We start from the raw sequence: 22,279 nt of genomic DNA, 5'->3' as shown, positions 1-22,279 counted from the left end.
CTACGCCACGATGCGCCCCGCCAGCCGCGCTTCACGCGCATAGCCGCTCAGCCGCTTGTCGGCAACGAAGTGCAGATCGCGCTCGATCGGCAGGCCCCATTTCCCGCGCAAGCCCTCCAGCTCCGCCAAGCTCACATAGCCCAGCTCGGGAAAGCCTTGGCCCAGGTCGCACAGTCCAAAGGCACGGTCTTGGTCGTCCGGATCAATTTCGGTCAGCAACCACGTCGCACCCGCGTTGGGCGTGAATAGCTTGACCACCGGCCGCGGGTCGAAGTGAGCGTTCTCGATCGATTCCCGGCTGTTGGCCAGCAGCAGCGCGCGTTGTTCATCGGTGATGAGCGTCGTCATGGTCTTTCTCCTTGGAAGGATTCCGGGCGGAATTGCCCGAGACCGGAAGCCGCACGGCGCAGCGCAGCCGTCAGGGTTCGAGAGACGGCCGCCGGCCGCAAGCGCACGACGTGCGCGCAGACCTTGACGGGGAGAACGCCGTGCAACGATGAAGGGAACAGCAAGCCAGCCCTCCCCTGCCTCACGGCAAGCGAAGCGCGCAGGCCGGGAGCGCAGTGAAGGCCGCAGGCGTCAGGGATGGAGACCCGAAGGGGCGAGACGCCGTCGGCGGCTCGATGCGTAGCACGACAGCGCGGCCCGGCACCGCCGGGAGACGCACGAATGTCTTCGCCGCCGAACCGTATGCACGTCGATTCGTAAAACCCGCGACGCGTCTCTGCACAAACCCACGGATCCGGAGAACCGCTTCCGCACATCCACTGCTGCCTGTGCATCCGTAGAACCGCAAAGTCGGAATGGCGACGATCCACAGATCAGGAAATCAGGAAGTACGGACTGACGCCAATCCGTACTTCCGCGATTCGGTACGGGCTCGCAGCAGTGAAACGGCCCGCGACAAGCGCGGGCCGTTGGTGCAACTCAGAGGTGACGCGCCCCGCCTGCAGGCGGGGCGGCGGGCGACGATCAGTCGCCCTTGCTGCGCGACCAGATCAGGTTGTGCGCGCCGTCGTCGCCTTCGACCAGGCGGGCATAAATGGTCGCCGGGAACGACGGGTCGTCCAGCGTCACCGACAGGTAGGGCCGGTCCGCCTTGCTGACCTTCTTCCATGCCGCGCCGATCTCGTAGCCGGTACCCGCCACGATGCGGTAGTCCGGGCTGTTTTCGCTTTCCTTGTCGCTGGGCGCGATCTTGACCTTGACGTTGAGCGTCAGGGTGCGAACCGTGCCGGCGAAGCCGTTGTTCTGTGCGGTGAAGGTGCCGATGTTGGCCATGATGAAGTCCTTTCGAAGTTGACCAGGTCCGCGCCCATCGCGGCCTTGGCGTGATCCGGACGGTGCGGGTCTGGGCGCGTCGCACCGAAGGCCGCAACGCGAGTGGAGGACCGGAAGGCCCGAGAAATTTGCCTCGCGAGGAAGACCGCAGGTCGGGGAAATTTGTCGGGCCGCACGGTTGCGGCGATGAAGCCCGAGGCGAAGCGCAACGAAGAGAAGCGCCGCCGTGCCCGCGCCAGGATTCACGACACATACAAGGCCGTGGGCGTGAACCTGATCCCGAAAGGATGCATGGCCCAGGCACTGGTCCGCAGCAATGGCTTCTGGCATAGGCCGGACGCGGTCCAGGTCCATGCCTGCTGACCAGGAAAGCGCCACCGGAAAGCCCCACAGCGTCGAGGCAGCAAACGTGATCGGCATCGACGGCATGGAAGCAAGTCAGCCCTCCGGCGATCGGACGGATCCGTGAAGCTGAATGAGCCGCCGTTCTCGACCGTCAGGTCCGCTGCCCGCCACGGGCCGCCTCGAGCGCATCGATCTTCGTGGCAATGCGCGACTCGATGCTGGCCCGAGGGGCCGCCACCAGCGTCATAGTTCCATCGAACACGAGTTCGTGGTCGTCATATGCCTGGACTCGGAATGTCGCACTGCGCTCGCCGAGACCCTCGACCCATCCCCGCAGTCGCAGCCTTGTCGTCGGTGGAATGGGGCCGAGATGCTCGATATGCACAGTGCGGCCCACAACCACCTCCACCATCGGATCGACATGCATCTGCATTTTGCGGACGCAGATGGACTCGACAACCGCGACCAGGTACCCGGTCGCCAGACATTCGATCAGCGTCTGCGCGTATTCGCGGCCATGCGGCAGCCTCGCGAACAAAGACCGTGCCGTCTGGTCATGCGACACCGCATAGGTTTCTTCAAAACAGATTTCGCTGACGCCTTGTTGATTCATGGGGATGTGAGGGGTGAAATCGTCGAGCTCTCCGAATCCGAGAGCGATGCGTACGCCTCTGGACCGGAGCTTTCGCGATGCTCACGCGATGCGCCGGCGGAGCCAACCTGATGGGGCGCCCCAGGGCGTACCGCAGCGGAGGCGGATGCCTATGTCTTGGGGCCTCAACGCCCCCAGGGCCCTTCCCTCGCCCTGCCCTCGTCGAAAACGAAAACGCGCGCGGCACACTTGCCGCGCGCGTTTTTTTGTGGTTGCACATCCAAGGCCCCACCGTGCGGCCGGGGCCTCACGCCTAGGCGACTGTCGCCAGTTCCTCGCGGTCTTCGGGTTCGGCAGCCGCTTCATCCGCTTCCGGCACCGCCTCGATCCCCGACGATGTCGGCGATCCGGCACCCAGTTCCGCCGCGCCCCTGAACATCACCGGCAACCATCCGGTCCCGGCCGCGAGCCTCTCGGCCTCGCTTGCCATCTCGGCCTTCCTGAGCCTGGACAGCCGGGTCACGTGATCGGGCGCAAAGGCCAGCACCGCCTCCAGCGCCTTGGCCTTGGAGACGTGCGAGAAATAGCCTTCTGCGGTCGGCGTCCAGCAGTCGTGCATGTCGAGGCACACGGCCTCGGCCAGTTCGGCCGCAGGCGCCTCGTCCTCGCGGGACGCCAGCACGCTAACCGTGGACGCCACGCACACCGCCAGCAGCGACAGCAGTTCGCTCTGCGGCAAGGCCAGCAGCTCGGCAAAGAGGACCTTCGGTTCTTTCGGCAGGCGCGCCACCCATGCCTCGCGGACCTTGCACATGCCCGTCGCCGCAGGCGAGTCCCCGATATCGGGTGCATGCAGCGCGAGCCCATCCTGCGGCGTGGCAATGATGTCGACGGGCGACCCGCCCGAACCGTAGCGGCCCAAGACCACGCGCAGCGCGAGCCGATGCACCACCGCCACCAGCGCCACCTGCGGATGTCGGGCGACCTCGGCCTGCAAGGCGGCCGTGCGGTGGGCGCTCAACCGCCTTGCCAGCTTCTCCGAGATGCCGGGCTTGGCCGACTCGTCAGCCTCATCACCATCGTGGCCGTTGCGCTCCCCGCCTGCCGCACCGGCTTCCTGCCGCTCCTGCGCCCGCAGCGCCTTGGCCTCCTCCTCGCGCAGCAGCCCACGGTGCACCACCACGCCGCCCATGCGGTCCACGGACACCACCGCGCCGGCCATTGCCACCGCGCCGGGCGGGTAGACCACCAGGGTCTGCTCAATGGCTTCCAGCTCGTCGCCCAGCCGGTCCAGCTCCGCCTGCAGCGCACGCTCGCCGTCCTCGCTCAGGCACGCATCCTCGTCGTCGAGCCGGTCCTGCAACGCGCTCTGCTTCGCTTCGAGCTTGGCAATGCGCTTGGCCTCGGTCCTGTTCGGGTCGCGGCGCGTGCGCCGCACCCGCTGGAACACATGGAGTTCGGCCGCCGTGGCGCGCGGTGCGACCTCCACCCACCCCCAGCCTTCCAGCTGGACCTGTTCGGCAACAGCGGCGAGCTTGCGGCGCGCGAGCGTGTCCAGCAATCCCGCATCGGTGAGATAACCGCCAAGCCGTTCGTCCGAGAACAGGTCGCGGCGCACACCGCCCCCTGCGGCCTCGTAGGCCTCGAGCCCGACGAAGCGCGCCAGCGCATCGCGGCTGGCGTCGATCTCGTCATGGGTCAGGTGCTCGCGCAGCGCCTCGGGACTGCGCTGCCACGCGGGGCTGTCGTAGAACGCAGCCTCCTGCGCCGCGTGGTCGTCGGTGATGGCGAGCGCCATCAACTGCTCGAGCGTCGCGGCGCCGGCCTCGTAATCCGCCAGCAGGCGCGGCGAGACGTTCGCGAGCCTGAGCCGACGCTTGACCACCAGCGGCGTCACGCCGAAGTCCGCCGCGATGGCCTCGACCGACCGGCCTTCGGCCACAAGGGACTTCCATGCGAGCAGTTCCTCGACAGGCCCCATGGCCTCCCTCTGCACGTTCTCGGCGAGGCTCGCCGTGCGCGCCAGCGCGTCGGCCACCAAAAGGCAAGGCACCGGCCAATCCTCCGGGATGCGCCGCTTCTTCGCGAGCTGCTTCAAGGCCGCGAGGCGCCGCCCACCGGCGGCGACCTCGAAGTCCCCGTCATCGCCGAAAGGAACCACGGTGAGGTTCTGCAGGAGGCCCACACGCCGGATGCTTGCGGCCAATACAGCAATCGACGTGCGCGCCTTCCGGCGCACGTTGCGCTTGGACGGCCGCGCGCGCAGCCGCGAAAGCGGCACCAGAACCATGTTCTGCGCAGGCACGGCCGCTTCAAGGGTGGAATCGTCTGGCGTATCAACAGTATTCATGATCGAACTCCTGTCCCATGTCGGGACGTTGGAAAACAAAACTGGAAAGAAAAGAAAACCGGAACTGGATTCAGGGCGTGGGTCTGTGCATAGGCGCTCTCCTTGGGTGTTGGGCTCCGCAGGGGCCGCGAAGCCCTTTCGCGGCCATACAGGCCGGCTGGGGCCGGCGCGGGTGCGCCGTCAAGGGAGAACAGCGAAGGCGCTGGCGCGGCCCGCAGGCGAAGCCGAGGACACGGGCGCCGCAGCGGCCCTTGACGGGAGGAGCGCCCGCAGAGGCCAGGCAAGCCGCAGACGGCGGCGCGCAGGTGGCGGATGCCGCCACCGGAGAGATGAGATCGAAGGAATCGGTCGGCACCGGCCGCCGGCCAGATGCACGCGCGCAGCGCGCATGCGAGCGGGAAATAACACAAGGGGCCGAAGCCCCCTTTGCTACATCAGCCCGTGCTCGGCCATCGAGTAGATGGCGCGGCCGCCGACGATCAGGTGATCCAGCACCCGTACGTCCACGAGTGACAGTGCGGTCTTGAGGGTCTGCGTGAGCGCCTGGTCGGCCGGCGACGGCTCCGTCGATCCCGAGGGATGCCCGTGCACCAGAAGCAGCGCCGCACTGTTGCGCGCCAGTGCGTCCTTGACCACCTCACGCGGGTACACCGAAGTTTGTGCCACGGTCCCGCGGAACATCTCCACGTAATCCAGCACCCGGTTCTGCGAATCCAGGTGCACGACGGCGAACACCTCGTGTTCCAGCGCCCCATGCCGCAGACGCAGGAAGTCCCGCACCAGCGCAGGCGAAGACAGCGCGGCGCTGCCGCGCACCCGCCGCGCCAACAATCGCTGGGCCGCGAGCAGCACCTCGTCGGCCTCGGCCGGACGGTACTCTCCCGCGACATCGCGAACGAGCAGAGGAACAGAAGCGGAGAACTCGAAGGAAACGAGGGAAGAAAAGAGATCGTGCGACATGGTCGGCTCCGTGAATCGGGCGGGATTGCCCGAAACCGGAACCGGCACGCCGCAGCGCAGCCGTCAGGGTTCGAAGACGGCCGACAGGGCGCAAGCGCAATGCCATTGCGTGCAGACCTTGACGGCGAGACCGGCGTGCAACGATCAGAGGGACAGCAAGCCAGCCCTTCGACCGTCCTCCTCTGCCTCCCGGCAGGCGCAGCGTGCCGGTGAAAGCCAGACCTCGCGACGACGGGGACTGCGAGCGTGGGACGCCATCGGGGGCTCGTCTATTCTTCGCCACGCCCACGGCCTCGCAGACTTGGTGTGCTCACCGATGGACCCCAACCGCGTTGACTTGCCTGTTGGCTGAACACATCTCAAACAGAGGAACTCCATGAAATCTGATGCTCGCGACAACCAAACGAACACCAAGCCTCGTCTACCATTGATCTCCAGCCTAAGCCTGCTAACGGCAGTTGCCGCGTCGGGTGGCGTGACCCTTCACCTTATGGGCGATGCCACACACAAGACCTATCTCGGCCATTGGGGGCTGGACGCGGGTCTTTTTCCCAAGACGACCGACTGGATGTTGATCACCGGTTACAGCACGGCATTTGATCGCGGCATTGCGATCCTCAAGCTGATGGGCGCCAATGTGCTGTGGTCGCTGATAATGTTCCTGGTGCTCAGCCTTTATTTCGCGTTGTTGCAGTCGCCGCTAGGCTCCGGCTCCGGGAAGCAGCCGGCTTGGCTGGAAAGACAGAGCGAACGCGTTCGACAGTTCATCCGCAGTGCGCTCTCTGCGTTGCTTTTTGTCTGTGCGCTCTTTTTCCTTCTTGGCGCTTTGCTAGCGCTCGCTGCGGTTCCCGCGGTGCTTGGCGCCACCGCCGGCAAGGCCGCGGTGGAGCGCGAAATAGAGGACTACGCGAAAGGCTGCGACAAGGCAACCTCAAGTTGTGTTCAGCTCAAAAAAGGAAGCGAGATTGTGGGTATCGGATTCATCCTCGATAGCTCTCCCACGCACATCGCAATCTTCGACGCGACCCACCAAAAGGCTCGTTCGATATCTCGCGACGGGGTCGAGACTGTGGCGATGAGGACACCCAAGTTCTAGTGCGCTATACGGGCCAGTCCGCTCAGAGGTTCTGGTCGGCGTTCATCGCATGGCGTTACCGTCAATCTTCAAACATGTCCGTTCGCTATATCCATACCAGGCTGGACGGGATCGACGAATCTGCCAGATCTGAATAGACACTGGGACCGATCCCGGGAAATGAAAGGGAAATCAAATGGCGCGAACGATCTACGACAAACCGACCAGAGCGTTGCTCAAGGACATGCTTGCCGCGTGGAAATTGCAGCCGGGCGAAACCTTTCCGGCGCAGCGCGCTGTGGACTGGTTCGCGCAGCACTATCCCAAACTCAAGGGCGGCAGCATCATTGCTCACTTGGTCCAGGCCTCGACCAACGACCGCAGCAGGCTCCACCACCCGGCGACCAACACAACGGACGACCTGCTGTTCAGAGTCGGCTCGCGGGAATACCGGCTGTATGCCCCAGGGGTTGATCCCGCCCCGATTCACCAGGCGGCCAAGGTGCAAGTGCCGACGGCCGACGGCAGATCCATATCGGTGGCCCAAGAGCAGGAAGAAGACGCCGGCACCCTGGTGGATGCAGCACTCGCGGGATCGTCCCAGTTCGCGCTCGAGAAAGACCTGCAGCGTTACTTGGCCGACAACCTGCATCTCATCGAGCCGGGTCTCACGCTTTTTCAGGACGAAGACATCACCGGCTTTGAGTACCCCGCTGGCGGCGGGCGAAGGATTGACATCCTGGCCAAGGACAAATCCGGCGGTTTCGTCGTGTTGGAACTGAAGGTGGAGAAAGGCTACGACCGCGTGGTCGGCCAGTTGCTGCGCTACGTGAACTGGGTCCGCAAGGAACTTGCCGAGCCTGGAGAGAGGGTGCGCGGAGTCATCGTGTGCCGATCCATGACCGAAGATCTGATCCTGGCCTGCGCCGGCATCAAGGACATCGAGCTGTTTGAGTACCAGTTGTCCGTCACGGTCTCGAAGATCCCCCCGCTTGTGTTGCCGTGACCGCTTTTTGCTGTCGCAGGGGCGGTTTCGCGTGCGTTTGCGAAGCCCTGAAGAAATCGAGATAATGCCGGTTCGCCTTTGGCAAAGGCACGCCGCCCGCAGCAGCGAAGCTCCGAGAGTATTGCCCGTCGATTCCTCAAACTCCTGACATGCCTTTTTCTCAAGGTCCATGTGGAGACGGTAGCGGGTGACGTTTCGATGTGGACCGTGGAGAACTGTCATGTCCATGAACTCCCCTGTCCCCTCATCGATCGGCGGCATCAAGAGCCTCGCCCGACAGATCAAGCACGCGACCGGCGCCTCTCACGCGGCGGCCCTCGACAGCGCGGCCCAGACTGCCCGTTTCCAGAACTATGCCCACGCCCAGCGAACGTTGGCAGTTCATGTCGCCGCAACACCGTTGGCGGATGCGCGGTCGGACTCGTATCCGCTGTTTCTTACGTTCTACTGGAAGGATAAGGAGACCGGCGAGCGGGGCCGAGAGACCCTCACGATGCAACTCTCGGCTGCCTGGACGTCGCTGATCACGGTTCAACAGTTGGCCCACAACCGCTCGCTGTACGACCTGCAGCCCATGGCCTCCGACCATCTGGAAGGCAAGCACTACTGCAGCGGGCAAATGGAAGCTCGTGAACACGCATGCGCTGCAGCCCGGGTTTTCCAGTTCATGGATGCCACCCGACTGCGGCCTTCCGCCAGTTACAGCCGCGTCTACCCCAGCGGCAATTCGCGCAACTGCATCCCGCATTCCGATCATCCCAGCGTTTGGTTCGATCCCACGACACGACGCTACCTATTCGTGGATGAGCCGTATGTGCGGGCCATCGGCGAGCGCGAGGAGCAAGAGCGAGAAAGATGGGCCATCAGCCATCTGCAGGTTGTCGCCAAACCCACTTGGCAAGGCATGTACCACCCTCTTCGGCAGAGTGGATCGCAGATCTACTTCATCAGTCACGCCTTCAGCGGCGTGTCCGTGAAGCCTTTGGTCGCCGCAGTTGACAGGATCCCCCTGTGCACGGCAGATCGTTGGACGGGGGAATCTGCTGCTGCAACGCCGCGCTTCAACAGTCCTCTGTCGGGGCAGCCACTTCCCAATGCCGAGCCAACACCGCGCGCACGGATGCAGCACGACGATCCCGCGAGACCTCCGCTCACGTTTCACAGGGAAGTCGGGCTGTTGCTCAACAAGCTGATCGGCCTTTGTCGCCGACGGACCGGGATCAAGACGCATCTCGAATCCGTGCGAGATGTGCTGCGCGAACTCCTCATGACGTCCTCGGCAGAGGAAGACTTGTCCGATGCCGAGATGTTGGCTATCTACGAAATTAACAACACTTCGGTGCAACCGATCCTTCATCCTGATTGGCCCCAGCGGAGCGCTTTGGAAGAGGACATGCGCAAGCTTCGCGGGCTGCTTCTGCAGGAGTTTGCCTTCAAGGCCTATGGAAGCGCGCTCGCGAGGCATCTAGGCGCTGCGGAGCGCTCGCTTGGCGCTTGGCGCTAGCCCTCAAAGGAGTGCTGATGGAGGGGGCGCTGCACTCAGGGTTGAAGGATGCGTTCCTCTTGGAAGGCTCACCGCTGGTCGTCCAATACCTGCCGCAGTGCGGCCCACTTCGCTGCAGCAGAAATGTTCGCGACCCTCGAGAGCAAGCTTGACGGCTGTAGGAACCGCCATGGCCTTGTCATCCCCTTCGCTCACCTTGGCCTCATCGGCCGCGCTTGGCATGCCAGCGGCGCCTGCTTGCACATGCTGCACCGTCATCCGATCAGGAGGCAGGTAGTGATTCCGAAAGAGCACCGTTGGGACTTGACGGACCATCCTAGCCTTCACATCCTGAGGCCGTTCATCACGAGCTACCTGAAGAAGGGACTAGCTGAGATCGGATCCGAGAACAAGACGTTTCCTGCGTCGGCCGCGGAGATATACGCCGCGGGAGTCTGCGAGAGGGTTTCGGAGCTGGACAATGCGCTGGCAGCCCTGCGCCTAACTCTGGACTTCGTGATGGATCTCGGGAAGGAGCCGAAGCCCGATCCGGACATCTATCGGTACCATTACGAGAGCTTCGTGCTGCGCGTTATCGGCTTCGTAGACCGCGCCCATCGACTGGTTGGCACCTCGTTCGTCATGCCCATGAAGAAAGTTGAGGGCATCGGGGGCAATGCGTTCGTGCGGAAGCAGATTGTGGCCGACCACCCCCATGTGCACGCCGCGCTGCTTGCAGTATCGGATGCCGTGGACAGTTATAAAGGCCCCCGGAATGAACTGATTCATGCCACCTCATTCTCAAGCCGCGAACTGGGGTTGTTCACCTCTATCAAGCATTTAGGCATCGACACGGACGGCTTGAACACAGATGAACTGGCCAGGCATCACTTCTCAAAAGGGGGCATCGAGATCGCTGTGACTATCGCCAAACTGGTCGAAACTCTCAAAGCATTGCTCGATGCGTTGACACCTCTATTCGAGATCGTCCACCAGCATGTCCAGATCGAAGGCGTAAAAGAATCAGCCCCAAAGGGCCCTTGAAGAAGGCATAGGCTCGCTCGGCTATAGCACCAGACCCATTCAGCACAAACCGACAGAAAGTCGTGTGCTACCGTTTCAAATCCAGCGATGGCCTGCGCGAAGGTCGATGTCGCATTGCCCCGAAACTACATGCTGACCAGGAACTCCCCAACTACGGTCACGCAATGGTCGAAGCCCGGCGTGTAGTCCAGCGTGGCGATGGCGTCGAACGCGGCGCGCAATCCGGCATGCGGCTGCCGGATCTGAGACAGGAATGCCTCTCGGTGGCGCAGCAAGAACGGCGTTGCCGCTAGGAGCTGCTGGGGCTCGCGCTCGATCACGAGCGCAAAGTCGAATAGATCGCGCGCCGTGGCCCGGTCGCCACGGTGGTACATCTTCTTGGCAATGATCTCGGCGGCCGTCTCCACCTTCACGAAGCGGCCACCGATGTCCCAGGTTTCCCAGGCCTCTGCCAGCAGGTTGGGAGCGGCCACGAAGTCGACTTCGCCTTCCTCGAATTGCAGCTTGACGAAGGCGCCAGGCTGCTCAGTGTAGTCCTGCGTCAGGTCCGCCGCCGTGTCGCTCAGCCGAGGCGTGACAAAGCCGAGGTACTGCGGGTCGGGCACGAAGATGTCTATGTCTTTGCTCAACCTATGGTGGTAGCGGAACATCAGCACAGTCCCACCGCCGAAGGTCCAGAACGGATCGGCGATCCCACCGTATCGGCTGATCTCGTCGATCAGCGCCAGTGCCCGCGGGAACAGCTTCTCCCAGGGACCGCCGGGCAGTGCCTCGGGCTTCATGCCCACAGCGCCCGCCGGTGCACGGACAAGGATTCGGCCAACTTCGCCACGTTGCGCCAGATCTGCCGCGGCGGCAGGTGCGCGCGCGAGGCCGTCTCCTCCACTGCCATCACGATGATCGGCACAGGCGCTTCGTCGAGCAAATGGGTCAGGTGCGGGGCGAATGGAGGCGGCACGTCGCCGCTCGCCAGGGCTTGCTCGAGCGCCTCCGGAGCCATTTCACTCGCATAGCTGACGCTGGCCGTCTTGGCCGCCATCCACAGGCCACGCTTCTTGCGCCGCGCCAGCGTATCCGGCTTGGGGCTGTCCAGCCCCAGCACAGCCATCACCAGCCCCGCGCGGTTGACGCCCAAGTCGCTCAGAGCGCCGTTTTCTAAGCCAACCAGAGTTTGCCGAGACAGGCCGCTCAGGTGCGCCAACTGCGCTTGGGACAAGCCCAGTTCGGCACGCCGGGCTCGTACAGCATGGCCGATGTCGATGAGGTTCATGGCAGATCACAGCTACAGGTTGTCTAAAATATTAGACATAATACCCCTATCCCCACTTGCAAGGATAGGGGCCATGTCTTCCCCACCTCCTGACACGCATTTTGGTAATGCACTGAATGAGGGAACTACCTTCGATTCACTGGCAAATGCCCTTCAGATTTGTTGCAGAATGTTTACCAAATCCGCTGATCGGCGGTTTCGGAGGGGAATCGATGGCGAGACAGCGCAAGTCCAGCGCGGCCGAGGATCTCATAGACCTCATGGCCTTGCTACCCCGGTGGGCGAGCCTGGGTTGGCGCTCGCCAGCTACTGGCTGCTGCCTGTCGTCGCCACGCATCCTTCGCCCCGCGGGGCAGTCCGCTCAGCAGAGCGCGCAGTTGGCCACGACGGCCATGGCGTGCTAGTTATGGGCTTGTTCGAGCGGCGAGGCCGCCCGCTGCAGTTGGTTGTCGCAAGCTGACGCCGTGTCAGTTGCTCTCAAGAAGGCGCCGGCTCTGGCTCCGGTGACGAAGACGCCCGCAAGACGCAGCTCGGCGCCAAAGAAAGAGCGCGGGGTCAAGGTAGGCCTCGATCGCTTCGAGAAAATCCTCCGCCTCGCCCGTCGTCGCAACGGTGCGACGATGGAGGATCTGAAACACGAGTTGGAAGTCTCGTTAGCCTCCGTCAAGCGAGACATCGAGTTCTTGCGAAATCGCATGGGCTGCCCCATCGACTGGGACCCCAAGAGGCACCGCTACTTCGTACGGGACCTGCCAGATGGCGGCCGCTTCGAACTTCCCGGGCTTTGGTTCGACGCGGCCGAGGTGTTCGCGCTGCTTACGATGATCCACTTGGTCGAAGGAGTCGAGCCGGGCCTCCTGGTAGAGCATCTAAGCCCGATGAAAGACCGGCTTCGGTCAATCCTCGCCGCGGGCGGCAAGTCGGCCGGCGAGCTCGAGAGCAAAGTCAAGCTGATTCACTTCGCTCCGCGCAAGGTCGAACCGAAACACTTTCGAGTTATGGCCACGGCCCTACTTGAAAGCAAGCGTCTGTCGCTTCGCTACTTGCGCCGCGATAAGCAGGAGCACACCGAACGCGTCATCTCGCCGCTGCAGTTGGTGCACTATCGCGAGAACTGGGTCCTAGACGCGTGGTGTCACCTGCGCAACGAGCTGCGCTCTTTTGCCTTGGAAGCCATCGAAGCAGTCAGCGTCGTCGATGAGCCCGCCAAGAAGGTCAGTCGCGAGGACATGCGGGCCCATTTCCAGAGCGGCTACGGAATCTTCGCGGGCAAGGCAACCCACAGCGCAATCCTGAAATTCACCCCAGAGCGCGCGCAGTGGGTATCCTTGGAAACTTGGCATCCCGACCAGAGTGACCGATGGCTGCCGGACGGCAGCTATATCCTGGAGATTCCATACTCCAATGACGAAGAACTCGTAATGGACCTGCTTCGCTTCGGCGCCGACGTCGAGGTGTTGGAGCCTCCCGAACTGCGCACGCGCGTCTACGACGCATTGCGCGTCGCCGCAAGCCGTTACCGCTAGCTGCCCTCGAGGAGGTGGCTCACTACTTGAGCTACCACCCCCTTCAGAATGCGTTCCCAAGGCTCGGCCAACGCTGGGCGAGGAGAACGCGATGCAGATCCATGTTGCCCATATCCGAGAGCGAGCGCAGTCTGGCGGCTGGCTGAGCTGCGTCTTTGACGCGCGCTCGACCTCAGGCACCGCGGCCGACAACTCCCACCTGCTCGCGCGCCTAACGGTCGCCGCCAAGGCAGCAAACCTGCGGGTCGACCACGCAGCCCTAGCCTTCGTCACCGCCGGCCGGCTGCAGTTTTTCGGCAGTCACAGCTTCGTACAAGTCCTCTCCAAGAGGGGCCTGCCCTCCTGGACCCACAGCTTGACCATCTGAAAGGCGCTCCCCCATGGCCAGAAATCCCCCTATCGGTGACGGCGCCCGCCGCGGAGCAGTCCGCGACCGGTCACAAGTGTTCAACCCGCAGAACCAGACCTGGACCAAGCGCGACGCGGGCAACGGCCGCTTCATGGACCAGAAGAAGGACGGTGACCCCTTCAAGGGCGTGCGCAAGGAAAAGAAGGACTGAGGCGATGCTGAATAACCTCACGGTGCTGCTGTATCGCTACCCGGCATTCATCCGGGAGTTGGGTGCCGCCCTCTACAAGCTGGGGGGCTTCGGCCTCATCGCCGGTGCCTTCGTCCACGTCGGGAAGCTAGTGGCGTCCACCACAACCGGTATCGCTGGCCAGTCGCCGGTCATAGACGTCGCACGGCTGCTGCCGGGCGGCTGGAGTTGGTGGATTCCGGAGACGTTCGCGGGCGTCGTCGTGTACGTCATGTTGGCGGGCGCCGGTGCTGCGCTGGTCCTGGCGTCCAAAGACGCCCAGCGCCGCCTGCGAGCCATGGTGTCGGTGACGCAAGTCAGCAAGAACAGGTCCTCGGATGCAATTGAAAACCTCGCACCGAACCTCAGCTATTCACATAAAGGTTCTCCAGCGAAATCTGCGTCAAGTAGTTACCCCCGCAGCAGGAAAGTGGTTATCGCCCTAAGTTTTCCACACCCGGAGTGAACACTATAGGTAGTGTTCAATATAATTCAACACCACTACCTATAGCGTTTTGCCCATTTACAAGAAGACCAAAAGTGCCAATGAAAAACTCCAACTGGCTTAGGGGCCTCGTCGAGCAAGTTGTGGTGTTCCTCCTGCGCCCACGCCACCTTGGTGTTGCTCTCATCACTGCCAGCAGCTTCGTGCTCGTCTCCCTGGGCAGCGGCTTCGACATCAAGGCCAAGGGCTTGCCTGGTGTGGTCGACGTCCTGGAGTTCTCCACGGGTCAGGGCCTCACAGGCCACCTGCTCTCGGCGGTCACGTATCTGATGTGCGCGACTTGGCTGGCGGGCCTGGTCATGGTCGTCATGACGTACTGGCGGGAGCGACAGGACGGAGACGCTCGCCGGGTGCTGGTCGTCGAACTACGTGGGTTGGTTGACACCTCTGACCGGCCCCTTTTGGGCAGTCTGCCCCGCACGTTGCCCGGTCAGCGCCATGACTGCTCGGTAAACGTCCGCCCCTATCTCTCCATCAACCCGCCGCAGGTCGAAGAAGCGCTCGACGAATTGATGCACATCCGACGGCAACTGCGACAGGTGCGAGGCGACACTTCCCGCGCGAACGTGACAGTGGTCGCAGGGGGCGTGATGCATGTTCCGCTGCAGTTCTATGTGGGGACGCTGCTAGACGACGAAGGGGCCGTACTCCTGTACGACTGGGAGCGCACCGAGAAGCGCTGGAAGGCGCTGAACGAGGCCGACGACGACAGCCGATTCAACATCACGGGCCTGGAAGACGTGGCGGACGCCAAAGAAGTGGTTCTGGCCGTCTCCGCCTCGTACAAAGTCGCGATGACGGACATCGCCGTTACGTTCGCCGATTTGCCCGTGGTGCACCTGGCGCGTGAAAACCCGCTGCCCAATGCCCTCTGGTCGGAAGCCAATCAGGCCGCCCTCACGCAGCAGTTCCTGCAGACGCTCGGCTCCCTGGCCAACCGCGGCGCGAAGACCGTGCACCTGGTGCTGGCCGCCCCCGCAACCCTGTGCATCCGCTTTGGCATGGCCTACGACCACCGGAACATGCCCGAGCTGCGCTGCTACCAGCGTGATGCTGGACAGCTACCGCCCTACCCCTGGAGCGTTCGAATGCCCAAGGATGGCCAGTCGGTGCAATACCTGCCCACCGCCATATCAACCCTCGCCCCTGCCGCCGCCTAATCTGGAGCCCTCGATGGACATGCAAACCCAACCACCCCAGCAACTGCCCAAACGCCTGCGCCCCGTCCTGGAGTCGCTCGCCGCCCGCAACGAAAACCAGCAGTGGGAAGACTTCATCGCCCGGATGCTGCTCAAGTTGGAGCTCTCCCCGGAGAAGCACGCCGCCGCCATCAGGCGTTATGAGGAGTTGGGTCGTCACGTGGCCCGGAACATGGGTATCGGCGAGACGGACGCGCACGTCGTCGTGCAGGGCTCCATGCGCACGCAGACGACCATTGCGGGCGACGGCCGAGAGAAGTTCGACCTGGATATTGTCGTGAAGCTGTGTGGAGCGGAATTCGAGGGCCTGAAACACTCCGAGGACTTCTTCCAGACCTTCGGTGCCGCGCTGTATGGCATTGAGGGCGCTGGCGACCCGAAACCGAAAAACCGGTGCTGGCGCCTGCAGTATCCGGGCGAGCCGTTCTACTTCGACGTCACGCCGGCCGTCCCGCTGTCTGAAACCATCACCGGGACCGACCTGCGGGTGCGCGACGAGAAGAAGGTGTGGAGCCCGTCGAACCCCGAGGAGTTCGCTGACTGGTTCTGCACCATCGCCAACAGACGCTTCGCCTTCCAAGAGCGCATCGTCAGGTCCGGTATCGCCCTGGACGAAGCCAGGACGATCGTCGACCCGCTGCCGCAGACTAAGGTCCCCCTGGACGACATCCTGCGCCGGCTGGTGCAGCTGATGAAGTTGCACCGGGACGGCTACTACAAGAACCTGCCGGAAGTTCGTGGCGACGCACGGCCCATCTCGGTCATTCTCGTCACGCTGGCCGCGCATGCCTACAACGAGATGGTCGCGAAGGAACGCGGCAACTACTCCTCGGCCATCGAGGTAGCGCTCGAAGTCATCGACCGCATGCCCAAGTTCATCAGGCACGTCAACGAGCTTGCGTTTGTGGACAACCCCGCGCTGCCCGGCAGGGCCGGCGAGAACTTCGCGGACCGTTGGAACACCGACGGAGGCCTGCGCGCCAAGGAATTCAAAACCTGGCACACCCGACTCGTGGAGGACCTCGAGGCCCTCTTTTCCGAGGAGTACAGCAAGCGCTCGGAGGGGCGAGTTCGCGCCGTCTTCGGCGAGCCGGGCGTGAAGGCCTGGAAGGATAGCCAGCACAAGCCAGGCATCCTGGGCGGCCTGCTGGCGACTGCTCCCTCGCAGCCCCGAACACAGCCCCAAGCGCCGCGCAGCACCGGTTCGAGGGACACGCTTGCCTGAGCAAGCTGTCGCCCTGACACCCTTTGAGCGTGCCGCGGCCGCCATTGAGGCCTGGCTGGACGGAGCAGGCGCGACTTTCGCGACCCGCACCCGCCAGCCAGACCCGCGCCGCAAGGTTGCCTCATGGGACCTCGAGTTGCGCCATGCAGTTCACGGGCGTCAGCGCGTCAGCATCTACATCACGAGGGACTTTCCTGCGACACCGCCGCAGGTTCGCTTTGACAAGAGCTTGTGCCTGGTCCTGCCCCACATTGAGGAGGATGGCCGGTTCTGCCATGGCGTCGAGGCGGACCCGCAGGACTACGACGAACCCGTTGACGCGATGGTGGAGGTGCTGAAGCGGCTGGAGACGTTCTGGTCGGATTCGGCAGACCCAGCTTGGGTAGCCGGCGAGTTCCAGGACGAGAGCCTCTCGTACTGGCTGCGGTTTTGTCTGCAATACAAGCCGACGCGTGGCGCTCCAGGCGTGTCGGGCCTGCGGGTGGCGCTGACGGACCTCGACGGCCCAACCAAGGGCCGGCTTGCCGCCTACTTCAAGAAAGACCAGAAGGCGCGCAGCGACTTGTTGGTCGCCACTGTGGGCGAGGCGGACCCGCATGGTTTGGCTGTACGACATGGTTGGGCGGTCGGGACGCTGGTGCGTGGCAACGCGCTTTTTGTGCCCTTAAGCGCCGCTCAAAGTTGGGTTCCGGGATCTTGGCCTAGGACACTGCGGCAGCTGGAAGACTTGGTCGCTTCCGCCGCCGACCAGACACTGTCCGTCGCGAAGTGGATAGAAGACAACAAGGAAGATGCGCGTTGCTTCCTGGTGGTCCTCGTTCAAGGCCGGACCTGCTACGGCTACCTGGTGTACCCGGCTCCCGTGGTGCGGCTCACCTCTCCCATCATCGTCCCCGTACCGGTCGACCGTGTGGATACCGACTGGGCACTTGCACGTGATCACGGTCTTGATGTGCTTCACCTGCGGCGCAAGAAGCGCGTGCTCCTGTTGGGCTGCGGCTCGTTGGGTGCTCCGGTGGCGGAGCTCTTAGCCCGTGCGGGCGTCGGCGAGTTGCACCTGTTGGACAAGGAGTTCTTCGGCTCGGAGAACTGCGCCCGGCATCTGCTCGGCGCCAGCGACATTGGCGACCTGAAATCTGGCGATCTCGCAACGAGACTTCGCCGACAGGTTCCCGGCATCACGGTCAAGGCGTTCCACGCCCTTGCGACCGATTGGATTCGCCACCAGTGCAAGCCAGGCACATACGACCTTGTTGTTGACTGCACCGGCGAGAGTGCTGTTCGGACGGTGCTCACGCGCTTACGCGAGCACAGCCTGGGTAAGTGCCTGGTCGCGCATGCATGGATGGAGCCGTTTTGCGCGGCCGCCCACGTCGTGCTGCTGCAGCACTGCGACCGCTGGCCAGCTGACGATCCTCGGGAGAAGGTGAACGTCGCCGAGTGGCCGGAGGACACCCGCGTGCATCCGCCAGCATGCAACGCTGGATTCCACCCGTACGGCGCTGCGGACGTCTGGCAGGCGGCCGGTTTCGCGGCGGAGCGGGTCCTGGCTGCACTTGATGGCAAGGTCACCGCCTCGATGGTTTGCAGCTGGGTGCGCTCCGCGGCCTTTTTCCAGACCCTTGGAGTTTCAGTACAGCCGGGCCCGAGGGTGCCGGCAATCGACTCCGGCATGGACGCCGTGCATCTGACCAGAACCTATGAGGACGTGTTCGGAGATGGCTGACAGTAGCCTGGTGTATCGCATCCCAGGTGCATCGTGGGCACTGGAACTGCCGGCTGAAGGAGTACGAACCCTGCTGTCACACGCCCAGCGCCGCTGGTGGTCCACGGAGGCTGCGGGGCAGCTGTATTCCGCTGCGCCTGGCAACGACGCGGTTCGAGTGGATGCTGTAACCAAGCTGCCGGCTCGGGCGGCTAGCCGTACAGGCCTGCGACTCGACATTCCAGCTGTAGCCAAAGAACGCGAAGCCTTCTTCCAAGAGGGACTGCACTGCTTGGGCTTCTGGCACACCCACCCGGAACCTACGCCGTGCCCCTCCCCAGACGACATCGCATTGGCAACAGACCATGCGCGCGCTGGTAGGGCCGCCTTCACAGGCCTCGTCTTCGTGATTGTCGGCACAGCTGCGCCACCGGGGGGAATTGGGGTATGGGTGCATGACGGCACGACGCTGTGGCGCGCTTTGCCGCAGGCGGAAGTTGGTATTTCTCCGCTCAATGGCGCTGTTACCCTGATCTGATGCGAGAACACTACATCTCAGTGGATATCGAAACCTCCGGCCCCATCCCGGGTGAGTTCAGCATGCTCTCTCTTGGTGCTTCGGTCGTGGATGACGATGGCAAGACGTTCTACGTTCAGCTCAAGCCCTTGAACCGCAATGCGGTGCCTGAAGCACTTGCAGTCACAGGTCTGTCGCTGGAGGCCCTCGAGCGCGATGGCACCGCGCCTGCGATTGCGATGGCGGACTTCGCAAGCTGGCTTGAGGCGGCGCGACCAAACGGAGCCAAGCCAGTTTTCGTCGGGCTCAATGCGCCCTTTGATTGGAGCTTCGTCAACTACTACTTCGTTCGCTTCTGCGGAAGCAACCCCTTCGGACACACGGCGTTGGACATCAAGGCCATGTACATGGGTGCGACTGGATGTACCTGGAGCCAGACAACCTCCAGTCAGATGGCCAAGCGGCTGCTTCCGAAAAAGAAGGGAACGCACAATGCTCTGGATGATGCCCTGTACCAGGCCGAGTTGTTCCGTTTGGTGCGCGGACTGACGTTTCGGCAACCTGGTGATTGCTGAAGTGACGTTCCGCGTGAAGTAACCAAGGAGCACTTTGCGCGATTGCGGAACATGGCCAGCCCCGGTATTGAAACGGTTTCCCTGGACAGCCTGTACCAATATTTGAAGGCAGCGCAAGGTGACCATCCTGAAGCGCAGTATCGCCTTCAGTAGCAGCAAGACATGGGCTGCCGTCGCACGGTAGATGCGCTCGGCATTGACCTGTGGAGCACCGGTGTTGACCCTGTGTCGGTTCACCGATGCGCAGACACGCCGGTGTCGCAGAGCATCCTGATTAGCAGTTGAGTGACGACGAGTTCGTCAGCCTCAGGCAAGAGTTCCTGAACGATGTTGGCGTCGCCCCAGCCGCACAGCCGGCTGATTTAACGCCGCGTCTCGCTGCGGCGGAATGCGCCGGCGAAGCCGTGCAGCAGTAAGGCCTTGTCGCGCGCGGCTTTCTTCGACTTCTGGCGGTCGGCCATAACCAGCATCCGTAACACGTCGTCTTTCAGGATCGGCCGGACTTAGCACTGTTGCGTGCCGAACGTGCATTTGATACAGCCCATTGTCCGCGTCACAGCCTGGTCACGGACCAGAGACTTGAGGCCGCCATCGAGATGCGCGTGGTGAATGCCGGCGAGCCGGCGCTCCAAAGTGGTGACGGCCAGTTTTTCTGCGTTGGCGCTCGGCTGCGCTGTGGCTAGTAGGACCAACTGAATGCCTCCAACTTGCCAAACCAGTGCACACGCACTGCACACGGATGCACCTAAGTAGTTGATTTATTTCAGGTTTCCGATTTATCCATCATGGGCGCGACGGAGATGATTTTTTCTTTCAGATTCAAGGACTTGTCGTTCATACGCGGGGCGCTCGCTCGGGGGCGTAGTTTCTCACGCGACGGTTTTTGACCAGGGCTTCCTTGGCCGACCGACGTCAATCCGGGTTTGCCGCTTGCCCTCGATATCTGTTTGTTTGGCGCAAACAAACGACGGACCACGACGAAAAATCCGGCGATCCGCGCACATCGAATTTGTTGCGTGGATTTACGCGATTAACATTTCGACGCGCTTCAAAAGAGGGAGGCGGATCTTCCCCATTACAAAGAGGAGTAGTCGTTTTGAAGAAGACATTGGCCATTGTTTGCGTAGCGACGCTGTTTTCCGCCTGCGGCGGTGGAGGAGGTGGCGGTGGAGGCGGAGGTGCTTTCCCGCTGTTCCCGGCACCCGCACCGGCACCAGCGCCCTCTCCGGCACCAGCACCGGAACCCGCACCGGCTCCCGCACCCGACACGGCACCGCTGAGCGTCGTGGCCTTCGTTCCCACGGCCAGCGACAACGTCCCTCGCAATACCGAGATTTCGGCCACGTTGAACAAAGCCTTGCTGGCATCGACCGTGACGGACAGCAATGTGCGCATCACGCGCTCGGGCGCTGCGGTTCCGGGTTCGCTGAACTACGACGCGGCGAGCCACAAGGTTTCGTTCGCGCCGGCGAAAGCACTGGACCTGCTGGCCCGCTACACCGTGACGGCAGGGACAGGCCTGAAGGACCTGGCGGGCAACGGCTTGGCCGCAGAGAAGTCCTGGTCGTTCCGAACGGTCGATGGCACTTGGGAGGCTCCACACCAGCTCGAGGCGGCGACGACCACCTCAGGCGATGTTGTCACAGCCCCCGATGGCCAGGGAAATACAGTGATGGTCTGGCCCAGCAAGCCCGACGGCGGTTTTTTCGAGATCCGCACAGCGGTGCAGAGTGCGGACGGCGGTTGGGGCAGTGTCAGCACGCTGAGTGCATCCGGCAACTACCACGCCCTGTTCCCTCAGGTCCGCTTCGACAGTCAAGGCAATGGCTTGGTCGTCTGGACGCAAGGGGACGGAGCAGGTAATGGCGTGTGGTCATCGCGCTTCTTGAAGGGCACCGGCTGGCAAACGCCAATACAGCTGGACCAAGCTTTCGACGCAGGCTATGGCGCCTCGCTCGCGATCGACGCCGACGGCAATGCCTTCGCCGTCTGGGGCAAGCGTGAAACACAGCATGCCAATTCGGATATCTGGGGCGCCCGCTTCACATCGGCCGGTGGTTGGCAGGCACCGGTCCGGCTGGGCAGTTCGGCCAACATCGGCACCTACGACCAGGCCGAACAGCCGCAGGTGGCTGTGGATGCCGCAGGCAATGCCTACGTGTTGTGGGTTCAGAGAACCAGCGACGCGCCGGTCTGGGTCGCGCGCTATCAAATCGGCAGCGGGTGGCAGCCTGCGGTATCGCTGGGAGCAGTTCGACTGGGCGACCCGTACGCACCGAGGCTCGCTGTTTCCAACTCAGGTCAGGTGATGGCGCTGTGGAACTCCTTCATCCAACAGGGGGGCGGACAAGACCGCTTTGACCTGTGGTGGAGCACGCTCGCAACACCGGGTGGCAGCTGGACGTCGCCGGCTCTGCTTGAGAACGACGATGCGGGCTACGCCCTGAATCAGGTGCTGGTGGCCGACAGCGCCGGCAGCTTCCATGCAATCTGGCAGCAACACGCGTCCCCTAGCAGCAGCGACCTCGTTTATCGCCGGTACACCCCTGGCTCGGGTTGGAACAACGTCACGACCGTCAGCACGACACACAACGCCTTCTACAGCAATCGTGTCCCCAGCCTGGTAGCAGACCGCAATGGCAACCTGATGGCCCTGTGGGGCGGCTACCGATCAGGCGACGGCGAAGGAGAAGCGGGTACGTTCGCAAGGCGCTATGCGGCCGGTGAAGGATGGCGCAGTACGTTTCGCGTAGGTGCTGCGGGTCATGCACCAGCGTCGTCCACGTCGTTGGCCGTGCAAACGGATGGCACCATCGTGGGAAGTTGGATGGAGCCTACGGAATACAGCAGCAATGGGCCTGTTTCTGCCGCCAGGTTCAAGTAACAGGCACCGTTTTGGCAACTCCGGCAGCGTATTCACGGAGTTGTCCGGCTGACGCACAAGGCGTCCCTCGGGGGTGATGCGATTCCCCTGAGGGATGGCCAAGAAACGTGTCTGAAGCAAAGGCAGCCCTGACGGGCCTGCTTGTCTTTACAGCGAGAA

At 63.0% G+C, this 22,279-nt stretch carries 22 protein-coding genes; 15 read left to right on the top strand and 7 right to left on the bottom strand.

Annotated elements, in window-relative coordinates:
* Together GFK26_RS20760 and GFK26_RS20755 are read right to left on the bottom strand one after the other, a co-directional pair.
* Positions 1-348: a DUF2958 domain-containing protein gene (locus GFK26_RS20760; protein ID WP_153283642.1), complete on the bottom strand. Its 348-nt coding sequence runs from the start codon at positions 346-348 to the stop codon at positions 1-3.
* Between the two features lie 624 nt (positions 349-972).
* Entirely contained in the window at positions 973-1,281 is a 309-nt protein-coding gene (locus tag GFK26_RS20755; protein ID WP_153283641.1) for a DUF736 domain-containing protein, read from the bottom strand.
* Positions 1,282-1,467: 186 nt separating this feature from the next.
* Between GFK26_RS20755 and GFK26_RS20750 the strand changes: the two genes are divergently transcribed.
* The gene (locus GFK26_RS20750) at positions 1,468-1,644 is read left to right on the top strand and encodes a hypothetical protein (protein WP_153283640.1); all 177 of its coding nucleotides are present in this window, start codon (positions 1,468-1,470) and stop codon (positions 1,642-1,644) included.
* A gap of 133 nt (positions 1,645-1,777) precedes the next feature.
* Here the strand turns inward: GFK26_RS20750 and GFK26_RS20745 are convergent, their stop codons facing one another.
* From GFK26_RS20745 to GFK26_RS20735, 3 genes are all read right to left on the bottom strand, one after another.
* A complete protein-coding gene (locus GFK26_RS20745) occupies positions 1,778-2,239 on the bottom strand; it encodes a thioesterase family protein (protein ID WP_153283639.1) in 462 nt (153 codons plus the stop codon).
* 292 nt (positions 2,240-2,531) lie between these two features.
* Positions 2,532-4,568 carry a ParB/RepB/Spo0J family partition protein gene (locus GFK26_RS20740; protein ID WP_153283638.1) on the bottom strand — a complete coding sequence of 679 codons (2,037 nt, stop codon included), beginning with the start codon at positions 4,566-4,568 and terminating at the stop codon, positions 2,532-2,534.
* Positions 4,569-4,997: 429 nt separating this feature from the next.
* A complete protein-coding gene (locus GFK26_RS20735; RefSeq protein ID WP_153283637.1) occupies positions 4,998-5,528 on the bottom strand; it encodes a JAB domain-containing protein in 531 nt (176 codons plus the stop codon).
* A gap of 376 nt (positions 5,529-5,904) precedes the next feature.
* Here GFK26_RS20735 and GFK26_RS20730 point away from each other — a divergent pair, with 376 nt between their 5' ends.
* From GFK26_RS20730 to GFK26_RS20715, 4 genes are all read left to right on the top strand, one after another.
* A complete protein-coding gene (locus GFK26_RS20730; protein WP_153283636.1) occupies positions 5,905-6,624 on the top strand; it encodes a hypothetical protein in 720 nt (239 codons plus the stop codon).
* Between the two features lie 175 nt (positions 6,625-6,799).
* Positions 6,800-7,609 carry an endonuclease NucS domain-containing protein gene (locus GFK26_RS20725; RefSeq protein ID WP_153283635.1) on the top strand — a complete coding sequence of 270 codons (810 nt, stop codon included), beginning with the start codon at positions 6,800-6,802 and terminating at the stop codon, positions 7,607-7,609.
* A gap of 220 nt (positions 7,610-7,829) precedes the next feature.
* A complete protein-coding gene (locus GFK26_RS20720; protein WP_153283634.1) occupies positions 7,830-9,113 on the top strand; it encodes a hypothetical protein in 1,284 nt (427 codons plus the stop codon).
* A 123-nt stretch (positions 9,114-9,236) separates the two neighbouring features.
* Complete coding sequence (locus tag GFK26_RS20715) at positions 9,237-10,136, top strand: hypothetical protein (RefSeq protein WP_153283633.1); 900 nt, start codon at positions 9,237-9,239, stop codon at positions 10,134-10,136.
* A 125-nt stretch (positions 10,137-10,261) separates the two neighbouring features.
* On the opposite strand, the gene GFK26_RS20710 is transcribed toward GFK26_RS20715, so the two are convergent.
* Both GFK26_RS20710 and GFK26_RS20705 read right to left on the bottom strand, forming a co-directional pair.
* Positions 10,262-10,918, bottom strand: coding sequence for a nucleotidyl transferase AbiEii/AbiGii toxin family protein (locus GFK26_RS20710; RefSeq protein WP_153283632.1), 657 nt, complete (start codon positions 10,916-10,918; stop codon positions 10,262-10,264).
* Positions 10,915-11,406: a helix-turn-helix transcriptional regulator gene (locus tag GFK26_RS20705; RefSeq protein ID WP_153283631.1), complete on the bottom strand. Its 492-nt coding sequence runs from the start codon at positions 11,404-11,406 to the stop codon at positions 10,915-10,917. The genes GFK26_RS20710 and GFK26_RS20705 overlap by 4 nt, the downstream gene beginning before the upstream one ends.
* Before the next feature lie 503 nt (positions 11,407-11,909).
* Here GFK26_RS20705 and GFK26_RS20700 point away from each other — a divergent pair.
* The 10 genes from GFK26_RS20700 (at position 11,910) to GFK26_RS20655 (ending at position 22,120) form a co-directional block, all read left to right on the top strand.
* Positions 11,910-12,932: a helix-turn-helix transcriptional regulator gene (locus tag GFK26_RS20700; protein WP_228121721.1), complete on the top strand. Its 1,023-nt coding sequence runs from the start codon at positions 11,910-11,912 to the stop codon at positions 12,930-12,932.
* 91 nt (positions 12,933-13,023) lie between these two features.
* On the top strand, positions 13,024-13,299 hold the full coding sequence (locus GFK26_RS20695) for a hypothetical protein (protein WP_153283630.1): 276 nt from the start codon (positions 13,024-13,026) through the stop codon (positions 13,297-13,299).
* A 13-nt stretch (positions 13,300-13,312) separates the two neighbouring features.
* On the top strand, positions 13,313-13,492 hold the full coding sequence (locus GFK26_RS20690) for a hypothetical protein (protein WP_153283629.1): 180 nt from the start codon (positions 13,313-13,315) through the stop codon (positions 13,490-13,492).
* A gap of 4 nt (positions 13,493-13,496) precedes the next feature.
* The gene (locus GFK26_RS20685) at positions 13,497-13,976 is read left to right on the top strand and encodes a hypothetical protein (RefSeq protein ID WP_153283628.1); all 480 of its coding nucleotides are present in this window, start codon (positions 13,497-13,499) and stop codon (positions 13,974-13,976) included.
* 80 nt (positions 13,977-14,056) lie between these two features.
* Positions 14,057-15,175 carry an SAVED domain-containing protein gene (locus GFK26_RS20680; RefSeq protein ID WP_153283627.1) on the top strand — a complete coding sequence of 373 codons (1,119 nt, stop codon included), beginning with the start codon at positions 14,057-14,059 and terminating at the stop codon, positions 15,173-15,175.
* A gap of 13 nt (positions 15,176-15,188) precedes the next feature.
* Positions 15,189-16,439 carry a nucleotidyltransferase gene (locus GFK26_RS20675; protein ID WP_153283626.1) on the top strand — a complete coding sequence of 417 codons (1,251 nt, stop codon included), beginning with the start codon at positions 15,189-15,191 and terminating at the stop codon, positions 16,437-16,439.
* Positions 16,432-18,165 (top strand): ThiF family adenylyltransferase, encoded by a 1,734-nt coding sequence (locus GFK26_RS20670; protein WP_153283625.1) that lies wholly within the window; start codon positions 16,432-16,434, stop codon positions 18,163-18,165. Before GFK26_RS20675 ends, GFK26_RS20670 begins: the two co-directional genes overlap by 8 nt.
* Positions 18,140-18,682, top strand: a complete 543-nt coding sequence (locus GFK26_RS20665) for a Mov34/MPN/PAD-1 family protein (protein WP_153283624.1) — start codon at positions 18,140-18,142, stop codon at positions 18,680-18,682. Before GFK26_RS20670 ends, GFK26_RS20665 begins: the two co-directional genes overlap by 26 nt.
* Positions 18,682-19,236: a 3'-5' exonuclease gene (locus GFK26_RS20660; RefSeq protein WP_153283623.1), complete on the top strand. Its 555-nt coding sequence runs from the start codon at positions 18,682-18,684 to the stop codon at positions 19,234-19,236. The genes GFK26_RS20665 and GFK26_RS20660 overlap by 1 nt, the downstream gene beginning before the upstream one ends.
* A 1,285-nt stretch (positions 19,237-20,521) precedes the next feature.
* Positions 20,522-22,120 carry an Ig-like domain-containing protein gene (locus GFK26_RS20655; RefSeq protein ID WP_194273920.1) on the top strand — a complete coding sequence of 533 codons (1,599 nt, stop codon included), beginning with the start codon at positions 20,522-20,524 and terminating at the stop codon, positions 22,118-22,120.
* Positions 22,121-22,279: the final 159 nt, after the last annotated feature.

The sequence above is a fragment of the Variovorax paradoxus genome (genome assembly GCF_009498455.1).
GTDB lineage: Bacteria > Pseudomonadota > Gammaproteobacteria > Burkholderiales > Burkholderiaceae_C > Variovorax > Variovorax paradoxus_H.
Note: the sequence above shows the minus strand (reverse complement) of the source record. Positions and strands in the feature narration are given on the sequence as shown.